General features: G+C 63.9%; 19 protein-coding genes and 1 pseudogene. 12 read left to right on the top strand and 8 right to left on the bottom strand.

Annotated elements, in window-relative coordinates; translation table 11 throughout:
• Positions 1-2 precede the first annotated feature (2 nt).
• Genes patR through TX72_RS09055 form a run of 6 tightly spaced genes read left to right on the top strand, consistent with a single transcriptional unit; the run spans position 3 to position 6,533 of the window.
• Positions 3-623: a heterocyst master regulator PatR gene (gene patR / locus TX72_RS09080; protein ID WP_011128664.1), complete on the top strand. Its 621-nt coding sequence runs from the start codon at positions 3-5 to the stop codon at positions 621-623.
• The gene (locus tag TX72_RS09075; RefSeq protein ID WP_011128663.1) at positions 623-1,270 is read left to right on the top strand and encodes a hypothetical protein; all 648 of its coding nucleotides are present in this window, start codon (positions 623-625) and stop codon (positions 1,268-1,270) included. Before patR ends, TX72_RS09075 begins: the two co-directional genes overlap by 1 nt.
• Entirely contained in the window at positions 1,267-2,499 is a 1,233-nt protein-coding gene (larC, locus tag TX72_RS09070) for a nickel pincer cofactor biosynthesis protein LarC (protein WP_011128662.1), read from the top strand. The genes TX72_RS09075 and larC overlap by 4 nt, the downstream gene beginning before the upstream one ends.
• Complete coding sequence (locus TX72_RS09065) at positions 2,493-3,413, top strand: lysylphosphatidylglycerol synthase domain-containing protein (RefSeq protein ID WP_011128661.1); 921 nt, start codon at positions 2,493-2,495, stop codon at positions 3,411-3,413. Before larC ends, TX72_RS09065 begins: the two co-directional genes overlap by 7 nt.
• Before the next feature lie 5 nt (positions 3,414-3,418).
• Positions 3,419-4,372, top strand: coding sequence for an esterase-like activity of phytase family protein (locus tag TX72_RS09060; RefSeq protein WP_011128660.1), 954 nt, complete (start codon positions 3,419-3,421; stop codon positions 4,370-4,372).
• 10 nt (positions 4,373-4,382) lie between these two features.
• Entirely contained in the window at positions 4,383-6,533 is a 2,151-nt protein-coding gene (locus tag TX72_RS09055; RefSeq protein ID WP_011128659.1) for a PhoX family protein, read from the top strand.
• Here TX72_RS09055 and TX72_RS09050 read toward each other — a convergent pair.
• The 6 genes from TX72_RS09050 to TX72_RS09030 all read right to left on the bottom strand — a co-directional run bounded on the left by TX72_RS09050 (position 6,512) and on the right by TX72_RS09030 (position 11,424).
• The gene (locus tag TX72_RS09050) at positions 6,512-8,020 is read right to left on the bottom strand and encodes an ABC transporter permease (protein ID WP_011128658.1); all 1,509 of its coding nucleotides are present in this window, start codon (positions 8,018-8,020) and stop codon (positions 6,512-6,514) included. The two genes, TX72_RS09055 and TX72_RS09050, sit on opposite strands and share 22 nt — an antisense overlap.
• Positions 8,017-9,060 carry an extracellular solute-binding protein gene (locus TX72_RS09045; RefSeq protein ID WP_011128657.1) on the bottom strand — a complete coding sequence of 348 codons (1,044 nt, stop codon included), beginning with the start codon at positions 9,058-9,060 and terminating at the stop codon, positions 8,017-8,019. The genes TX72_RS09050 and TX72_RS09045 overlap by 4 nt, the downstream gene beginning before the upstream one ends.
• Positions 9,061-9,194: 134 nt before the next feature.
• Positions 9,195-9,356, bottom strand: a complete 162-nt coding sequence (locus TX72_RS14500) for a hypothetical protein (RefSeq protein WP_011128656.1) — start codon at positions 9,354-9,356, stop codon at positions 9,195-9,197.
• Positions 9,357-9,393: 37 nt separating this feature from the next.
• Positions 9,394-10,509, bottom strand: a complete 1,116-nt coding sequence (locus TX72_RS09040; protein ID WP_011128655.1) for a CobW family GTP-binding protein — start codon at positions 10,507-10,509, stop codon at positions 9,394-9,396.
• Between the two features lie 19 nt (positions 10,510-10,528).
• Positions 10,529-10,825 (bottom strand): 4a-hydroxytetrahydrobiopterin dehydratase, encoded by a 297-nt coding sequence (locus tag TX72_RS09035; protein ID WP_011128654.1) that lies wholly within the window; start codon positions 10,823-10,825, stop codon positions 10,529-10,531.
• A gap of 35 nt (positions 10,826-10,860) precedes the next feature.
• Positions 10,861-11,424, bottom strand: a complete 564-nt coding sequence (locus tag TX72_RS09030; RefSeq protein WP_011128653.1) for a secondary thiamine-phosphate synthase enzyme YjbQ — start codon at positions 11,422-11,424, stop codon at positions 10,861-10,863.
• A 35-nt stretch (positions 11,425-11,459) separates the two neighbouring features.
• Here TX72_RS09030 and TX72_RS09025 point away from each other — a divergent pair, with 35 nt between their 5' ends.
• The 5 genes from TX72_RS09025 to TX72_RS09010 all read left to right on the top strand — a co-directional run bounded on the left by TX72_RS09025 (position 11,460) and on the right by TX72_RS09010 (position 14,832).
• Positions 11,460-11,720, top strand: coding sequence for a hypothetical protein (locus tag TX72_RS09025; RefSeq protein WP_011128652.1), 261 nt, complete (start codon positions 11,460-11,462; stop codon positions 11,718-11,720).
• Positions 11,717-12,142 carry a thiol-disulfide oxidoreductase DCC family protein gene (locus tag TX72_RS09020; RefSeq protein ID WP_011128651.1) on the top strand — a complete coding sequence of 142 codons (426 nt, stop codon included), beginning with the start codon at positions 11,717-11,719 and terminating at the stop codon, positions 12,140-12,142. Before TX72_RS09025 ends, TX72_RS09020 begins: the two co-directional genes overlap by 4 nt.
• Before the next feature lie 82 nt (positions 12,143-12,224).
• Positions 12,225-12,401 carry a hypothetical protein gene (locus TX72_RS14260; RefSeq protein ID WP_011128650.1) on the top strand — a complete coding sequence of 59 codons (177 nt, stop codon included), beginning with the start codon at positions 12,225-12,227 and terminating at the stop codon, positions 12,399-12,401.
• Positions 12,402-12,605: 204 nt separating this feature from the next.
• Positions 12,606-14,120, top strand: coding sequence for a carboxypeptidase M32 (locus tag TX72_RS09015; protein ID WP_011128649.1), 1,515 nt, complete (start codon positions 12,606-12,608; stop codon positions 14,118-14,120).
• Positions 14,121-14,244: 124 nt separating this feature from the next.
• Positions 14,245-14,832: an inorganic diphosphatase gene (locus TX72_RS09010; RefSeq protein WP_011128648.1), complete on the top strand. Its 588-nt coding sequence runs from the start codon at positions 14,245-14,247 to the stop codon at positions 14,830-14,832.
• Positions 14,833-14,890: 58 nt separating this feature from the next.
• On the opposite strand, the gene TX72_RS09005 is transcribed toward TX72_RS09010, so the two are convergent.
• Positions 14,891-15,787: a phytanoyl-CoA dioxygenase family protein gene (locus tag TX72_RS09005; protein ID WP_011128647.1), complete on the bottom strand. Its 897-nt coding sequence runs from the start codon at positions 15,785-15,787 to the stop codon at positions 14,891-14,893.
• Between the two features lie 84 nt (positions 15,788-15,871).
• Between TX72_RS09005 and TX72_RS09000 the strand changes: the two are divergent.
• Positions 15,872-16,360 (top strand): annotated as a pseudogene (locus TX72_RS09000) (L,D-transpeptidase).
• On the opposite strand, the gene hemC reads toward TX72_RS09000, so the two are convergent.
• Positions 16,361-17,314, bottom strand: coding sequence for a hydroxymethylbilane synthase (gene hemC, locus TX72_RS08995; RefSeq protein WP_011128645.1), 954 nt, complete (start codon positions 17,312-17,314; stop codon positions 16,361-16,363).
• Between the last annotated feature and the right edge of the window lie 18 nt (positions 17,315-17,332).

Here is a 17,332-nt window from a genome sequence, read left to right as displayed (position 1 = left end):
CAATGCGCGACCACCCCATTCCCCCGGTCACCGAACCGCAGCAATACCGGGCCATTGGGGTGGTTCGTGGGCTCTACAAACCCAGCGACGATGACCAGCTCACCCGGGGCACGCTGATCGATGCCGAAGGCGGTGAGGTGGAGACGGTGGTGCTCGGCCGAGTGCTCACGTTGATGCGGCGCCATCTGGCCATGGAACAGCCCCACCTTTGGGTGGTGTACCCCCGCTCCCGAGACAACGACCAACTTCATCTCCAGATCGCCGGAATCTGGGAGCCGAGCACGTTGTCTCCCGATCAACCCGATCTTGATGATTGCCTGCCTGAGGGCGACGACTACTTCTCAATTCGCGGTGAACTGATTTTCACCAAACCGGAGACCGGTGAGCTGGTGGTGAAGGTGCGCCAGCAGCCCCGTGCCGATGGCAGCCGGCCACTGCCCTTCAAGTTGCAGGTCAAAGGTGAGCTGCCCCTCGAGCACCTGCGGCATTTCGTCAGCCTGGATGTGCGCCGACAGGGGCAGCAGCTTCATCTCGAATCCCATGAGGTGATCGCTCCGATGCCCACCCGGGGCGGCAAGTCCCGCGGCTCGCGGGGGCGTGCCCCTGCTCGAAGTCGCGGCTGATGGCACCCGCTGGTGAGGGTTCGACCGGAACGCTTCGGGCGGGTCTGGTGGTGGCTGCCATCACGGGGCTTGGAGCCTTCGGACCGGTGCTGGGCCTGTCGCCGGCCTGGATTGTGGTTGCCGTTGGCGGTGGCCTGGTCATGCTCAGCGTTGATGCCGCCAGCTGGCAGGGCATGGGGGGGCATGTGCTGGCGGAGGCCTTGCCGGGGGGTGAGGGGCGGCTGCGGCGGATTGCCGTTCATGAAGCCGGTCATCTGCTGATCGCCGAGCAGGAGCAAATGCCGGTGCAACGGGTGCTGGTGGGCACCCTGGCCTGCCTGCAGGCAGGGTTGCGCAGCAGAGGTGCCACTGAGTTTCCTGTGCCGAACAGCGTCCGCATGCCCCTGGAGGATCTGCGCCGCTGGAGTCGTGTGCTGCAGGCCGGGATCGCAGCGGAAACAGTGGTTTACGGCAAAGCCCGTGGTGGCGCTGATGACAGGGCTCTGCTTGGGCAGCTCTGGGGGCTTTCGGGCCACGACGTCGCCACGGCCCAGCGGGAACAGCGTCGCGCCCGTCGCGAAATCGAGCAGCTGCTGCGGCGTGATCAGGCTGACCTCAGCCAGAGAGCCGACCAGTTATTGAGCTCGGCACCCCGACTGGGGCGATGACCCCGGACTCGACCGCTGGATCGCTGCATATCGACTGTCCGACCGGATTGGCCGGCGACATGCTGTTGGCGGCTCTTCTCGACCTTGGGGTTCCGCTTGAGGTGATCAAGGCTCCCCTGGCGCGGCTTGGGCTGAAAGATATGGTGCGCCTGGACGTGGAGGAGACCCGCAGCGGTGGCCTGCGGGGGCGTCGCCTCAATGTTGTCGGGCTGGAGCCTGACCCACCTCATCGCCACTGGGCGGAGATCCGCGACCGCCTGCAGAACTCCTCCCTTGAGCCCAAGCTCCTGCAGACGGTGCTGGCGGTGTTCACGGCTCTGGCCGAAGCGGAGGCCACGGTCCATGCCCAGACCCCCGAGTCGGTGCATTTCCATGAGGTGGGCGCCATCGATGCCCTGGTGGATGTGGTGGGGGTCTGCGCAGCCATCCATCACCTGGCTCCGCATCGGATCAGCTGCGCCCCGCCACCGGCGGGTCACGGCAGCGTCACCACCGCCCATGGTCTGCTGCCAGTGCCGGTGCCGGCGGTGCTTGAGTTGGCCCGTGCCCATCAGGTGCCGCTGCGGCACGACCCATCGCTGCCGGAGGGAGAGCTCACCACACCCACCGGTCTGGCGCTGGTGTCTGTCCTGGCCGAGCGCTTCACGGCGCCACCTTTGTTCACCCCTTCTGCCATCGGCATCGGCCTGGGTCACCGCCGCCTGGATCGGCCCAACCTGGTGAGGCTGTGCCTGGGGCAGGGGGAAAGTGCAACGCTCGATCTCGAGGCCCGTTGGCAGCCGCTGGTGGTGCAGGAGGCCTGGATCGATGATGCCTCGGCGGAAGACATCGCCTGGCTGCTGGATCGATTGCGCCAGGCCGGTGCCCTAGATGTGGCCTGTCAATCTCTGCTGATGAAGAAGGGCCGCGCTGGAGTTGCGGTCACGGCTCTGGTGTCAACCGAGCAGGCCCCGCAACTGCGACGGACCTGGTTTGAAGCCGGTCCCAGCATCGGTTTGCGGGAGCGGCAACAGGGGCGCTGGCTGCTGCCCCGTCGTGCCGGAACCCTCTCCACCCCCTGGGGTGTGTTGACGGCCAAGCAGGTCCGCCGCCCGGATGGTCATTGCACGGTGAAGCCGGAGGCTGATGCGCTTCAGCGGCTCAGCCAGGCCAGTGGTTGTTCTGTTGCTGATCTGAGGGCTGCGGCCCAGGCGGCAAGCTTCGAGAGTGAGGAGCCCTGGACGTGGTGATCCGATCCCTGCTGAAACCAAAGCTGTGGATCACCCTGGCCAGCCTGGCCTTCTTCGCTGTGGCCCTGGTGCATCAGGGGGAGCAGCTGCGGCAGATCAATCTCGAATCAACTGGTTGGTGGTTGCTGCTGCTGGGCCTCGGCCTCACCTGCCTCAGCATCCTGATCAACGGCTTGGCCTGGCGGGTGCTGCTGGACTGGCTGGGGCAGCGACCGCCTGGTCTGGCGCTGGTGCCGTTGTTTGTACGCAGCAATCTGCTCAAGTACCTGCCGGGGGGCATCTGGCATCTGGTGGAACGGGTGCGCGTGCTGCGACCCGCCATGGGCGCAGGCCCCGCTCTGGCGGGAGTGATCCTGGATCCACTGCTGATTGTGGCGGCCGCGTCGCTGTTGTTGCTGGCGGGGGGATGGCAGGACGGTCTTTTGCTGCTGGCACCGCTCCCGTCGCTGGTGCTGCTGCTGCCGCGCCTGCGGGAGCCGGTGCTGCAACGACTGGAACGCTCCAAGGCCGCTCAGTTGCAGACGGCGGTCAGCGGAGATCTGCCGGTGGATGGCAGTGGCCGCGGCGGAGCCCCCTGGTGGCCCTTGGCAGCTCAGGTGGTGTTCGTGCTGATCCGTTTCGCCGGATTTGCCTGTTGCCTGGCGGCCTTTGATCTGATGCCCCCGGCGGTGCCCCAGTGGCTGGCCGGCTTTGCCCTGGCCTATGCGGTGGGATTGGTGGTGCCTGGAGCACCCGGAGGACTGGGGGTGTTTGAAGCCACGCTTCTGTTGCGCCTGGGGTCCAGCGTTGATGAGGCCTCCCTCCTGGCGGTGGTGCTGAGCTACCGGGTGATCTCCACGGTGGCGGACCTGCTGGCGGCCGCTGTGCTTGCTGCCGATCAGGCCCTAATGCAACGGTTGCACCCTGCGCCCTGACCGCCATGGACCTGCCCCTGCCCTGTCCGCTGGAGGCCGGCTGGGAGCTGGTGCGCACGATCGCGTTGCCCAGGACCCTTGCCGATGGCCGCCCCCTGGGTGGCTTCTCAGCAGCGGCCTACCAGCCCAAGCAGGACCGTCTCTGGTTGCTCAGCGATGCACCGATTGGCCATCTGGTGCCCTGGGGGGGATTGGAGCAATGGCTCGAGGGTCAACGCGACACGCTGCGACCGGGTCGCAGGCTGCTGCTGAGGAGAGGCGATGGCCAGCCCCTGCCGGAGGGGTTCGATGGGGAGGGCTTGGTGATCGAGGGACGGCAGGCCTGGATCGCCAGTGAGGGACGCCGCTCGCAGGACCGTCGCGCCCGGTTGATCCGCATTGATCTCGCCAGCGGTCAGCTGCAGCAGGAGCTGCCGTTGCCCCAGGCCTGGCGGGCCACCCCAGGGCAGGGCCTGGGCTCCAACAAAGGTCCGGAATCGCTCACGGCCCTTGCCCCCGGCGATCTTCTGCTGGCGGCGGAGGCGCCGTTGCTCCAGCACCAAACCGAGGAAGGGATCAGCCTGATGCGACGCGCACCTGGGGATGCGCTCCGCACCGCTGGGGCCCTCGATGTGGGTGCCGCTGGCCGCCATGACGGACTGACGGAGCTGCTGGCCCTGCCAACCCGTCAGCAGCTGCTGGGTCTGCGGCGGGGGTTTGCGCCCCCTGATCAATGGACGGCCAGGCTTCAGCTGTTCGCCTTGCCTGAGCACCAGGGGCCGCCGTTGCAGCCGATCATCGGCTGGGACCTGCTTGAGGCCGGTCTGCCGCCGGACAACTGGGAAGCCATGGCGTTGGGGCCTGTGCTGTCGGATGGACGACAGACCCTGGTGTTAGCCAGCGATGACAACTTCAAGCGGCTTCAGTCAAACTGGGTTGCGGTGCTGAGTCCACGCCGCACCACCGCCTGCACCGATTGAGGTCTGAACGATGCGCCGACGTTCCGTGCTTTCCCTGCTCGGTCTCGGCGGAGTCGGCGTGTTGACGGCCAAGGGACTGTCGGGCTGCGTCGCTCCAAGTGGCAACAGCAGCGGTGTTGTCAAAGGATTCCCCTTTCAGCCGGTTCGGGTGCCCCTGCCGGTGAACAGTGATGGGCTCCAGGCCAGCGAACAGCAGTCCACCTACCGGGAGCTGGCGGTGGAGGACCGGCTGACGGTTCCGGAAGGGTTTCAGTCGCAACTGCTGGCGGCCTGGGGTGATCGCCTCGGCGACAGCCGCTTCGGGTTCAACAACGATCACCTCGGTTTTGTGCAGCACGCACCGGATCGGGCGTCGATGACGGTCAATTTCGAATACATCAGTGCCGTGCCCTGGGTGCAGGGCTTTGCCGAGGTGGTGGGTCGACCCCTGCCCTTTGCCGCTCTTGTGTCGGCCCTCCAGAGCAGCGATGGCGTCATCGACTGCACGGCGCTGCCGGCCGGTGACCGCCGCCTGCAGCAGATCCGCACAGTCGCGGATGAAGCGATGACCGACCTCGGAATCGGGGTGATGACCCTGGAGCGGGATGGTCAGGGCCGCTGGAAACGGGCCCAAGCCCCCCAGGATCGACGCATCACGGGCATCAGCGGACTGGATGAGCCGGAGCAGCAGCTGCTCAGCACGGGTCCAGCTGCGGCAGTGTTCCGGGCCAGCAACCGGCAGGGCTATGACGACGGCCTCGGCGACAGGATCGTTGGCACGTTTGCCAACTGCGGTGGCGGCACCACGCCCTGGGGGACTGTGCTCAGCGCTGAGGAGAATTTTCAATCCCAGGTGCCGGAACCGGTCTATGCCGATGGCAGCGCGGCGCCGCCGTCGGAGCGGCCGTTTGTCTGCAAGGACGGAAAACTGGGGGGGCTTGGCAACGTCTACGGACTGGCCGGCAACAAGTACGGCTGGATGGTGGAGGTGGATCCCACTTCGGCTGACCAAACTGCGGTGAAACACACGGCCCTGGGTCGCTTTCGCCATGAAGCCGTGGCGGTGCGGGCCGAAGCCGGCAAGCCGCTTCAGGTGTATTCCGGCTGTGACCGCCGCGGCGGGCATCTGTATCGCTTCGTCAGTGCAGAACGCGTTGAGACGGTGCAGGACAAGCGGAATTCCCGCCTGTTTGAAGCCGGTGAGCTGCAGGTGGCGCGGTTCCGTGCCGACGGCAGCGGTGAATGGCTGGCGGTGACACCCGAGTCGGTGGTCGATCCCTTCCGGCCCAGCCGCTTCAGCGATGCGGATCTCGGCTGTCCAGTGGAATTACCCCACCGTGATCGCAGCCAGGCAGGCGCGGAACTGTTCCGGGAGGACGCCGCTGTTGAGGACTACTGCCGTCGGTTCGCCACCCTGTCGGATCTGTACCGCGGCGAAGGAGAGGCTCTGCAGGGGGCGATCTTGGTGGATGCCCACCTGGCGGCCAGCGCCATCGGGGCCACCCCAACCGCCCGTCCGGAGGACACCAAGATCGATCCGCTCAGCGGAGATCTGCTGATCGCGTTCACCTCCGGATCCCCCGGCAGCACAGGGGGTGCCGATCCCGCGGTATTCAAGGGGCCGGAGGGTCAGAGCAGCTGGGCCAATGGCTGGGTGATGCGCCTGAGTGAGTCCGGCGAGAACGGATTCACCTGGCGCATGGCGGTCACCGGAGGAACCCCATGGGCCGGTGGCCTTGGATTCACCAATCCCGACAACGTTGCCCTCGACAGCAAGGGCAACCTCTGGATCGTCACCGACCGATCGATGAAGGCGTCAGCGGGCGATGTGTTCGGCAACAACAGCTGCTGGTTCGTTCCCAGGAGCGGCAACGGAGAGGAACAGGCGGCCTGCTTTGCCACAGGGCCGATGGAGTGTGAGGTCACCGGGGTCTGTCTGGATCAGGCCGAGGCCTCTCTGTTTCTGGCGGTGCAGCATCCCGGTGAGGTGAACGGCAGCCGCTCCCAGGGGGATGAGGAGATTCAGGCCCATGAGCTGGTGGATCGTGACGGCGGCGTCTTCCAGCAGCTGCGCACGGTGCCGCTGGGGTCCAACTGGCCGGGGCAGGCACCGGCACGACCGCCGCGCCCGGGGGTTGTGGCGATTCAGCGCAGCAACGGTCAGCCTTTGCTGGAGGCCTGATCCAGGCTCGGCACCAGGGCCATCGCCGCTACCAAACCAAGCGTCAGGATCATCAGGGCCGGCAGCAGTGCCGCCGCCAGCCGCTCGTCGCTGGCGTACTGATACACCCGCACCGACAGCGTGTCGAAGTCGAAGGGGCGCAGCGCAAAGGTGAGGGGCAATTCCTTCACGGTGTCCACAAACACCAGCAGCAGCCCAACGGTCATCGGACCCCGCAGCAACGGCAAATGGACCCTGCGCAACACCTGCTGCCAGTTGAAACCCAAGCCTGTGGCGGCTTCATCGAGGTTGGGACTGATCCGTTCCAGGGCGGCATCGAGGCCGCCCTTCGCCACTGCCAGAAAGCGGTCGCTATAGCCCCAGAGCAGCAACAGCAGCGGAGCGAGTTGCCAGGGCGCACCGGTCAGCAGGAGTGCCAGGGCCAGCACTGTGCCGGGGATGGCGTAGCCAATGCCGGCCAGAAAGGTGAGGCTGCGCAGCCAAACGGCCGAGCTCCAGCGTTTGGCAATCGCCAGCAGCAAGGCTGCCGCCATGGCCAGCAGGGCGGCACTCACCCCAAGTAGCAGGCTGCGCAGGCTGAGGGGCAGCAGGTCGTCGCGGAAGCTGCTGCCCAGCTGGTCAAGATTGGCGAGGGCCCAGACCAGAGGGATCCCAAGGCTGAGGGTTGGTGGGATCAGCCCCAGCAGCTGGGCGGCCAGGGCCCGGCTTCCGTGCAGGGGCCAGGCGGTGGCATCACCGCCGGCGACGCCATCACTCCAGCGTCGGCTGCGACGGCGCAGCCGACGTTCCCCCACCACCAGGCCCAGCACGATCACCAGCGTGACCAGAGCCAGGCTGATGGCGGCGGTGGGATCACTGTTCGATTGCCAGGCGTCCAGGATGCCGGCCGACAGGCTGGGGATCCCCAGCAGCTGCACAGCCCCCAGCTCGTTGACGATCTCCATTCCCATCAGGGCCACACCGGCACCGATCGCGGGCATGGCGATGGGCAGCGCCACGCGCCGGAAGGCGGACCAGGGACCAATGCCCATGCTGCGGCAGGCCTCCAGTTGGCGTCTGCCGCTCATGCCAAAACTTTCCGTGCTCAGCAGAAACACGTAGGGGTAGGTGGCGAGGGCCATCACGGCGATGCCCCAGCCCAGACCATGAATGCGCCAACCGGCGCGGCTGCCGAGATCCACCAGGGTGGCGGACAGCAAATAAGCGGGGGTTGCCAGGGGGATCAGCTGGGCGATGCGCAACCAGCGCCGTCCAGGAAAACGGCAGTTGATCAGCAGCCATCCGTTGGCGGTGCCGATCACCGTGCCCCCCAGGGCACTGCCCAAGAGCAGCAGGAGAGTTCCGCGGATCTGACGTCCGCCATCCGGCCCAAGCTGCACCAGCCCTTGCTGCAGACCCTGCAGCCCCTGACTCAGCAACTGCAGCAGAGGCCAGAGGGCCAGCAGTGCCAGGGCAGAGGCCAGCAGCGTCAGCAGACGACGGCTCATTGCCAACCGTTGGCGGCCATCAGCTCGAGCGCTTGCGCGTTCAGCTCGCCAAGACGCTCAGCGGACACCTTGGCCTGGTTGAAGGGCCCCCAAGCCTGCAGCACCGGGTCTTCCCCGATTCCTTTGAGTGGATATTCGTGGTTTGCCGCGGCGTAGCCACCCTGGGCCTGATCCGAGCTGAGAAATTCCAGCAGACGTTGCGCTGCCTCGGGGTTGCGGCTGGCACGGGTGACACCACCGCCGGTGATGTTCACGTGCACGGGATCGGGCCAGCGCACGGTCACCTTGCCCGACAGGCTCCTGTCGGCTTCCCCTTTGTCGCCGGCCTGCATCCGGCCCAGGTAGTAGCTGTTGGCCAGGGCGACACCGCACTGCCCCTGGGCGACAGCTCGGATCATCGGCGTGTCGCTGCTGAAAACCGGTTCCGCCAGGTTGTTCACTATGCCTTTGATCCAGTCCTCCGTAGCGGCCTGCCCCTGTTCATCCAGCATGAAGGCCACCAGGGACTGGTTGTAGACACTGCGGCGGTTGCGTAGGCAGAGCTTGCCTTTGAGGCTGGGGTCGGCCAGCGCCCCATAACTGCTCACCTGCTCGGCGTTGACGCGGTCAGCGTTGAACATCGGGGCCCGCAGGCGACGGGTGAGGCCGAACCAGCGTCCCTCGCTGTCACGCAGATCGCGGGGCACCGCCTGGTTGAGGGCATCGGAGTCGACCGTCTGGAACAGATTCATGCCGGCGGCCCGGTCGAGCCGGGCCACATCCGCCAGGATCAAGACATCGGCGGGGGAGTCATCTCCCTCGGTGTTGAGCCGTTCGATCAGAGCGTCGTCCTTGGCTTCCAGCAGCTTCACTTGAATGCCGGTGGCCTCGGTGAAGCGCTCATAGAGGTCTTTGTCGCTGTTGTAGTGACGGCCTGAGTAGACGCCGATCTGGCTGGTTGTCTCCGGGCCGCTGCAGGCGCCGAGCAGGGCGCCGATGGCCAGCACCAGCGCAGAGACGGTACGTCGTAACTTGACGAGCTTGTTGAGAATGAAAAGCATTCGCTTCTTTTTGGTTTTGAGAATGATACGCAATAGCGATGGGTGGTCTGCGCTCAGGGCGATCGAGGTGACACAACGTGCAAAAAAAATCCCCCGCCGTTGGCAGGGGATCGGAGTGGGCTTTGAAATTGGGCCTATCGACGCTGTTGATCGCGCACCCTCACAGGGATCAGAACCGGCTCTCTGAGTCCGCCACCGCTGTTGTCATCGTCGGAATCCTGCAACAGAAGCAGCAGACCGACGATCACGAGCAACGCCAACAGCGTGATCGGTTCGGCCATGAGGGTGTTCTCCATGGCGACACCTTAGTGCGGTTGCCTTGATCTCGCTGGGTTAGGAAAATCCCTTGCCGGCATCTTTTGCCACGCAGGCGTTCAGCTGCTGGCGCAGGGTGGTGTGGTCGATGTTGCGACCAATCAGCACCAATTGATTCTTGCGATCGCCTGTCCAGTCGGTGTCGTCGATGGAGAAGCGCTTGCCAGCGAGGTGAAACACGTGGCGTCGCTCGCTTTCGTTGAACCAGAGAATCCCCTTCGCCCTGAACACCTCCTGGGGCATCTGGTTGTCCAGGAAGTTCTGGAATTTGCGCAGGGAGAAGGGACCATCGCTCTGGAAGGACAGGGACGTGAACCCTTCGATGGCCAGATGATCCGAGTCTTCCCCATGGCTGTGGTCATGCCCATGGGTGTGATCGTGGTCATGCCCATGGCTGTGGTGATGCCCGTCGCTGTGGTCATGGTCATGGTCATGGTCATGGCTGCAGTGGCCATGGTCGTGATCACAGTCGCTGTGGTCGAGGCTTGGGTCCTCCACAGGCGTGGCCACCTTGTCGGATTCGAACAGGCCGACACTCAGCAGCAGGGCCAGGGGCACATCCCCCTTCACCGACCGCAGGATGCGGGCATCGTTTTTGACGGCCCGTAATTCCGCTTCCACCTCCGCCAGCCGCTCTTCAGCGACGAGATCGCATTTGTTCAGCAGCAGGATGTCGCCATAGATCACCTGAGCCCGTCCAATCTCGGAGTCCAGCAGGCCCACCTCGAAATTCTCCGCATCAATCAAGGTGATGATCGAGTCGAGACGAGTTGAGTCCCTCAGCTCACTGCCGAGAAAGGTCATGGCCACGGGCAGTGGATCAGCCAGTCCGGTGGTTTCAACAACGATGTAATCCAGGGGCTCAGGGCGCTCCAGAATCCGCTCAACGGACTCCATCAGTTCGCCGTTGATCGAGCAACAGATGCAGCCGTTGCTGAGTTCCACCATTTCTTCCCCGGTGGACACGATCAGATCGTTGTCGATGCCGATCTCGCCGAATTCATTCACCAGAACAGCGGTTTTCACCCCCTGCTGATTGCTGAGGATGTGGTTCAGCAGGGTGGTTTTCCCCGCCCCCAGAAAGCCGCTCAGAATGGTTACGGGTGTGCCGGAGGCGACGGGTGCGGTCGTCATGCGATCAAGACCTCTCCGGTCATGCTGGCAGCAGTTGATCGATCGCTGCAGCCAGCTCGACATCGAGATCGCTCAGCCCCCCCAGATCGTGGGTGGAGAGGGTGATCGACACGCGGTTATAGACGTTGCTCCAGTTGGGGTGGTGGTTGCGACCCTCCGCCAACAGGGCCACCCGGCTCATGAAACCGAAGGCTTCGTTGAAATCGTTGAACACCAGCTCCCGGCTGATGGACTGCTCATGAACGGTCCAGTGCGGCAGCGTCGCCGGCAGCGTCTGCCGTTGGTCCGCTGAGAGCAGGGTGGGCATGGCGATCATCCACGACAGTCACCGCCAGTTTCGGCCGATGTCGATCAGGTGTCCGCCAGGTCGTGCAGTTGGTCCACCAACAAGTCCACCTCCGTTTCGATTCCTCCATCGGCAGCCCAGGCCTCGGGGTCGTGGCGTGCCTGGATCTGCTGGTTCAGGGTTTTGCTTGTTGTCTCCATTGCAGCTGGTTCCCCAAGGAATTGACACAGCACGCGCCGTTGATGGGGACGGCGTCGGTGCTCCCAGAGGTAGACCGCCTGCCAAGTGCCCAACACCAGCTGGCCGGCGTCAACGCTGAGGCTCAGGGTCTGAGCGGTGAGCGCTGTGCGGATGTGGGCCGGCATGTCGTCGGCTCCCTCGTCGTCATGGCTGTAGCGACGGGACTCGGGAACGATGTCTGCCATCCAGTCGGCGAGATCGTTCAGAACGCGTGGATCAGCGTTTTCATTGATTGTGAGGCTGCAGCTGGTGTGAAGGCAGCTGAGATGCAGCATTCCCTGCCAGAGCCCGGTGCCAAGAAGCCATTGGTTGATCTGGCGATCCAATCGCGTGAAACCCTGGCCCTGGGTGGCCAGCTCGAGCTGATGCAGAACCTGCTGCAAGGCCATGGCAGAAGCTGAACGCTGAGCTCCTTAAGTTTGTAGTGCGTTCTGTTGGTTGTTCCACCATCGCGCTGCTGGGTTTCGTCATTGTTATTGCTCTGCTGTTGCTGGAGCCAGTGCCTGCCGCTGCTCAGCGTGTGGTGCCAAGGCTGAATGAAGACTGTCCCATCGGTTACGCCGACACCCGCAATGGCCGCTGTTGCAGTTTTGGTCGTCGTGTCGAGCGGCTGAAGCCCCGTCAGGGTCGCGATTGCCCAGCGCAATGGATCAACGTGGGTGGCGGTTACTGCAAGCGGGAATGACAAGGTCTGCTTCTCCTGAGCTCACCGTGCTGTTCGACGGAGGCTGCCCGTTGTGCGTGCGTGAGGTGACCTTTCTCAGGGGACGCGATCGCCGGGGCGCCCTGGGCTTTGTTGATATCGATTCCCTGGACTACGACCCTGAGTCCCATCAGGGCATCAGCTACGAAGAGGCCATGGGTCGCATCCATGCCATCACCGCCTCCGGTGAGGTGGTGCGTGATGTTGCTGTGTTCCGCGAGGCTTATCGGCTGATTGGGTTGGGCTGGTTGTACGCCCCCACCCGTTGGCCCGTCCTTTCAGCTGTTGTCGACTGGTTGTACGGCATCTGGGCGGCCCGTCGGCTGCAGCTCACACGCCGGCCTGATCTGGGCAGCCTCTGCGACGAGCGGCAGCGGTGTCGTCTCGAGACCCCCTCCCGTTGATGCTGCGGTATGCGGATTTCGTGGCCTGCGGAAACGCATTGTTCACTCCAGCGCACAATGCGGTGAAATCCCCGTTGTCCCTGTGCAGGAACGATCGACACCACCGTTTGAAGGGTTCTCCGAGCGCGTCACCGATGGCAGTGACGATGACCGCACCGTTGCCTATGGCCGCTGGCTGAAGCGACTGCGTCAGAACCAGTCCGATGCGGAGGGGGAAGACGCCAGTGCCGATCAGGTCGCTGACGACGAGGCCCGCTGATCAGGGTTTGGCCGCCGGCTGGCGGTAGATCAATTTGAGCGGCCACAGCGCCAGGGGGAGGGCCAGAGCCAGGGTCGTGGACATCAGCAGTCGGCGCATGCTGGTTCGGACGCGACAGCTTCAGGATGGCTCGAGAGAAGGGTTCCCTGCCAGTTCTGTTCCGGTGGATCTCGTTAAGGTCCGTGGAGAAACGAACTGAATCGGATGCTGCCCGCATCACCGGCCTGGAGTCGTCTCGGTGAGCATCTCCGGGAAACCCAGATCATCGGTTCGATTCAGAGCACGCTGTATTGGGATCAGAACACCCGCATGCCCATTGGTGGTGCGGCCTGGCGTGGCGAGCAGCTGTCACTGATGGCGACCCAGTTGCATGCCCGGCAGAGCTCCACGCAGTACGCCGACCTTGTGCAAGCGGCGCGAGAGGAGTGGAACCAGCAGACAGAGACCGATGATCTTGGCCCGCGGGGTCGCAACCTCGATTTGTTGGAGGAGGATCTGCGCCGCCAGCAATCGCTGGATCCCGCTCTGGTGTCTGCCCTCGCAACCGCCAAAGCAAGCGGATACAACCTGTGGCAACAGGCGCGGTCTGCCTCGGACTTCTCTCAGTTCGCGCCAGCCCTGCAGCGCCTGATCCAGCTGCGCCAGGAACAGGCCCGTCAACTGGCCGAGCCCCGATCCTGCTGGGAGACCCTGGCCCAGCCGTTTGAGCCAGACCTCAGTCTCAAGCGGCTGCAGGAGGTGTTTGCTCCCCTGCGAGAAGCACTGCCAGATTTGGTCGCTGAAACCGCCTCTAGCCCCCGTTCCCGGACCGCCAGCTGGGATCTGCCGGAGCCAGCCCAGCAGCAGCTGTGCGACGCGCTGCTCAACAGCTGGGGGCGTAATCCCGCGATCACCTGTGTGGCGCGTTCGCCCCATCCCTTTTCCATCACCCTGGGGCCTGCCGACTACCGCATCACCACCCGGGTGGTGCAAGGTCAGCCCCTGTCCTGTTTTCTGGCGACGGCCCATGAGTGGGGCCATTCCCTGTATGAACAGGGTCTGCCGGACCAGAGCCATCAATGGTTTGCCTGGCCGCTCGGCCAGGCGACGTCCATGGCTGTGCACGAGAGCCAGTCGCTGTTCTGGGAGAACCGGGTGGCCCGCAGCCGTCCGTTCGCCGACCGTTGGTGGCGTCAATTCGCCGCGATGGGCGCTCCCCTTGACGGTGCAGAGGATCTCTGGCGGGCTCTGAACCCTTTGGCGCCGGGCCTGAATCGCGTGGAGGCCGATGAGCTCAGCTACGGGCTCCACATCCTGATCCGCACCGATCTCGAGATCGCTCTGCTGGAGCAAGGGCTCGACGTGGCGGATCTGCCGGCGGAGTGGAATCGCCGCTACGGCGAACTGTTGGGCGTAACACCCGCCAACGACGCCGAGGGCTGCCTGCAGGACGTGCACTGGAGCGAGGGCCTGTTCGGCTACTTCCCCTCCTATTTGCTGGGACATCTGATCAGTGCCCAGTTGTGCCAGGCGATGACCTCCGAGATCGGTGCCCCCGAGGACCATGTCGCCAGCGGTGACATCACCCCACTGCTGGGATGGTTGCGGCAGCACGTGCATCCGGTGGGACGGGCTCTGAATGCGGAGGATCTGGTGCGCCAGGTCACCGGTCGTCTGCTGGACAGCACGGCTTTCCTGGAGCACGTGAGAGGAAAGGTGCAGGCCTCGCAGTCAGCATGACTACAGTGCGGCACGATATTGAGTTGATATAGATCCAAAATAGGTGAGATTTCGTGCCAGCAGGGCTTTGCCTTATTGATTGGTCTGGCTGCCCGTAGGATCCCGGCGCTGTCGTCCGCCATCCATGGCCAACCTTGATCAGGCTCCCAGCCGCAGCATGCCCAACCTGCTGCATGTGCTGCCGGCCTTCGCTGATGAAGCCGAACTTCGCCTCAACACGATCGTGGAGCTCAACTCCAATACGATCAACAAGTACGAGCTGATCACGGAAACTGGCCACCTCAAGCTGGATCGTGTCGGTTACTCCTCCCTGGCCTACCCCTTCGCCTACGGCTGCATTCCCCGTACCTGGGATGAAGACGGTGACCCCCTTGATATCGAAATCGTCAACGTCACCGAGCCGTTGGTTCCCGGTTCCATCGTTGAAGCCCGCATCATCGGTGTGATGACCTTCGATGACGGCGGAGAAGTGGACGACAAGGTGATTGCTGTGCTTGCTGACGACAAGCGTATGGATCACATCAAGAGCTTCGAGGACCTTGGTGAGCACTGGAAGAAGGAGACCACCTACTACTGGGAGCACTACAAGGACCTCAAGAAGCCCGGCACCTGCAGCGTGAACGGTTTCTTCGGCACCGAGAAAGCGGTGGAGATCATCAAGGGCTGCGAAGCGCGCTACATGGCCGAGATCGACCCCAAGCTGGTGGACTGATCCTCAACAGGATCCACTGACCCTCAGGGGATCAAGGCGGGGCAAGGCCCCGCCTTTTTCATGGCAAGCGCTGATACATGTTCACCAGCACCGCCCGCCTGGCATCCGGGTGCTGGGGATGGCCGCGGTGGGCACCACGCTGGCTGGAGATCACCATGTCTCCGGCCTTGGCCAGCAGCGGCAGCGCTTCAAGCCCCTCCAGTTGGCTGTATTCATGACGGTTGAGGCCATTGGCCTCATTGAACTGGCGGCTGCGTTTCCAGGAGCATCGATCCCGGTGCGTGGCCGGGACGTAGCAATAGGGGCCATCGCTGAGGTCCCGAACGTCCGTCAGGAACACAAAGGACTTGAACTTCTGCGATCGACCATCGCAGTGATACCCCCGGGTGTCCTGTACGCCGCGGTTCACGTAAAGGTTGCGGCACTTCACCCGCATCGGCAGCAGCGATGAGGTCAGCAGCAGTCGGCTGATCAGGCGTTCCTGCAAGCAGGCCGACACCCAGTGCGCCATAGCTTCGCTGAGCCGTTCCGGGTGGAAGATGTCCACCATGCCGGAATCGCTGCCGCTGCGGCCATCCGGCCGTTTCACCCGGTGGTTGATGACGGCCTGATCAGCATCCAAGAAGTTCTCGTACCCCTTGATTCGCCGCTTGTTCGGCAGATTGAGGATGGCGTTGGAGGCCAGTTGTTTCGTTTGCCCTGCGTCCAACTGCGCCAGCAGTTGATTCAACTCGGCATTGATGGCTTCGAGAGGTTGAGGGGGAACGGCCTGGCGCACCACCAGGACCCCCTGGCGTCGCAGGATCCAGGCTGCCCGCAGAAAGGCACTCTTGCTGCTGCTAAGGGCGTTGAAACTAACGCTCAGGCGGTCCATGGCCGCCTCCCGCTCCGTTCCTCCCAGCAACCGCGGCAGGCCTGAACTGTCGGCTGTGGTGGGTACGGCCAGCGTGGTCATTGAACGCAGCGTACCGGGACAAAACCGTGTGGCTGAACCAACCAGCCGTACATAGCTTGAGACCAGCGAGTCTCGCGTGTCTCGATGCGATGTGTAGCTGTTGTCTTTGGACTGTTTCTTCCCATGGTCTTGATGGCGCCTGGAGCTGCGCAGGAGCTGGCGCTGCGGACGTCAACCGACATCAGGATCGTTCTGGATCTGGGGCGTCGGCAGATCAGTGTGATCCGTGCCGGTCAACGCCTGGGTCCCTGGCCTGTCGCCATTGGTGATGCCCAGACGCCGACCCCGAAGGGAACATTCACCATCGTGTCGAAACAGGTCAATCCCGTGTACCTCTCCATCAAGGGCGGACAGCGGCGCGAGCTGATGGGAGCATCCAGCCCTATCGGCGATCGTTACATCGGTTTCCATCACGACGGTCGCCGTGACTAAGGAATCCATGGGACCCCTTGGCCTCATTGGGTCCGGAGCAGAGCTGCCGTCAGCCTTGGGTGTGTACGCATGCTGAACGCTCACATTCGAGAGCTGTTCGATGTTGTTGAGGAGGGGACACCTCTGCGCATTCAGAGCTGATCAGGCCTCAGGACGGACCTCATCAAAGATTTCCTTGAGGATGGCTCCCGCACCCTGGTGCTTGAGTTTGCCAGCCAGCTCGATGCCAATGGACTCGGGGTCAGCAGCGGAACCACTGGCCTCATCGCGGATCAGGCGCTTGCCATCCAGGCTGGCCACCATGCCCGTGAGGGTGAGTTCTTCATTGTTGATCTGGCTGTTGACACCGATCGGCACCTGGCAGCCCCCCTCCAGCTCTCGCAGGAAGGCGCGTTCCGCCAGACAGCGGCGTGAGGTGGTGGTGTGCTCCAGCACCTTGATGATTTCCAGAACCTCTGGCTTGTCTTCCACGCATTCGATGCCGAGGGCGCCCTGGCCAACGGCATGAAGAGAGATGTCACCCGGGATGATCTGGTGGATCCGGTTGCCGAATCCCAGGCGCTCCAAGCCTGCTGCCGCCAGGATCAAGCAGTCGTAATCGCCTGAGTCGAGCTTCTCCAGGCGCGTGATCACGTTGCCGCGAACGTCCTTGAAGCTCAGATGTGGGTAGTGATGCCGCAGCTGGGCCAGCCGGCGCAGGGAGCTGGTGCCCACCACGGCACCCTCCGGCAGGGTGTCGAGTTTGTGGTTGGCATTTTTCGCATTCACCACCAGAGCATCAGCTGGATCTTCCCGTTCAGTGATGCAGCCCAGCATCAGGCCTTCAGGCAGGTTGGTGGGCAGATCCTTCAGAGAATGGACGGCGATCTCCGCGCGTCCCACCAGCATCTGCGCTTCCAGTTCCTTGGTGAATAAGCCCTTGTCGCCAATCTTGGCCAGGGCCACATCCAGGATCTTGTCCCCCTGCGTGGCCATCGCCTCCACCGTGATGGTGAGTCCAGGGTGGGCCTTCTCCAATTCCGCCTTCACCCAGTTGGTCTGCACCATCGCCAGCTGACTGCGACGTGAGGCGATGCGCAGTTCGGTGAGAGCCATGGAGAGTGCTAATCAGCC

Source organism: Parasynechococcus marenigrum WH 8102 (assembly GCF_000195975.1).
Taxonomy (GTDB): Bacteria; Cyanobacteriota; Cyanobacteriia; order PCC-6307; family Cyanobiaceae; genus Parasynechococcus; species Parasynechococcus marisnigri.
Note: the sequence above shows the minus strand (reverse complement) of the source record. Positions and strands in the feature narration are given on the sequence as shown.

Coding starts and splice junctions, on each gene's coding strand:
- patR (WP_011128664.1), top strand. CDS start 3: ATGCGCGACCACCCCATTCCCCCGGTCACCGAACCGCAGCAATACCGG.
- TX72_RS09075 (WP_011128663.1), top strand. CDS start 623: ATGGCACCCGCTGGTGAGGGTTCGACCGGAACGCTTCGGGCGGGTCTG.
- larC (WP_011128662.1), top strand. CDS start 1,267: ATGACCCCGGACTCGACCGCTGGATCGCTGCATATCGACTGTCCGACC.
- TX72_RS09060 (WP_011128660.1), top strand. CDS start 3,419: ATGGACCTGCCCCTGCCCTGTCCGCTGGAGGCCGGCTGGGAGCTGGTG.
- TX72_RS09055 (WP_011128659.1), top strand. CDS start 4,383: ATGCGCCGACGTTCCGTGCTTTCCCTGCTCGGTCTCGGCGGAGTCGGC.
- TX72_RS09050 (WP_011128658.1), bottom strand. CDS start 8,020: ATGAGCCGTCGTCTGCTGACGCTGCTGGCCTCTGCCCTGGCACTGCTG.
- TX72_RS09045 (WP_011128657.1), bottom strand. CDS start 9,060: ATGCTTTTCATTCTCAACAAGCTCGTCAAGTTACGACGTACCGTCTCT.
- TX72_RS14500 (WP_011128656.1), bottom strand. CDS start 9,356: ATGGAGAACACCCTCATGGCCGAACCGATCACGCTGTTGGCGTTGCTC.
- TX72_RS09040 (WP_011128655.1), bottom strand. CDS start 10,509: ATGACGACCGCACCCGTCGCCTCCGGCACACCCGTAACCATTCTGAGC.
- TX72_RS09035 (WP_011128654.1), bottom strand. CDS start 10,825: ATGATCGCCATGCCCACCCTGCTCTCAGCGGACCAACGGCAGACGCTG.
- TX72_RS09030 (WP_011128653.1), bottom strand. CDS start 11,424: ATGGCCTTGCAGCAGGTTCTGCATCAGCTCGAGCTGGCCACCCAGGGC.
- TX72_RS09020 (WP_011128651.1), top strand. CDS start 11,717: ATGACAAGGTCTGCTTCTCCTGAGCTCACCGTGCTGTTCGACGGAGGC.
- TX72_RS09015 (WP_011128649.1), top strand. CDS start 12,606: ATGCTGCCCGCATCACCGGCCTGGAGTCGTCTCGGTGAGCATCTCCGG.
- TX72_RS09010 (WP_011128648.1), top strand. CDS start 14,245: ATGGCCAACCTTGATCAGGCTCCCAGCCGCAGCATGCCCAACCTGCTG.
- TX72_RS09005 (WP_011128647.1), bottom strand. CDS start 15,787: ATGACCACGCTGGCCGTACCCACCACAGCCGACAGTTCAGGCCTGCCG.
- hemC (WP_011128645.1), bottom strand. CDS start 17,314: ATGGCTCTCACCGAACTGCGCATCGCCTCACGTCGCAGTCAGCTGGCG.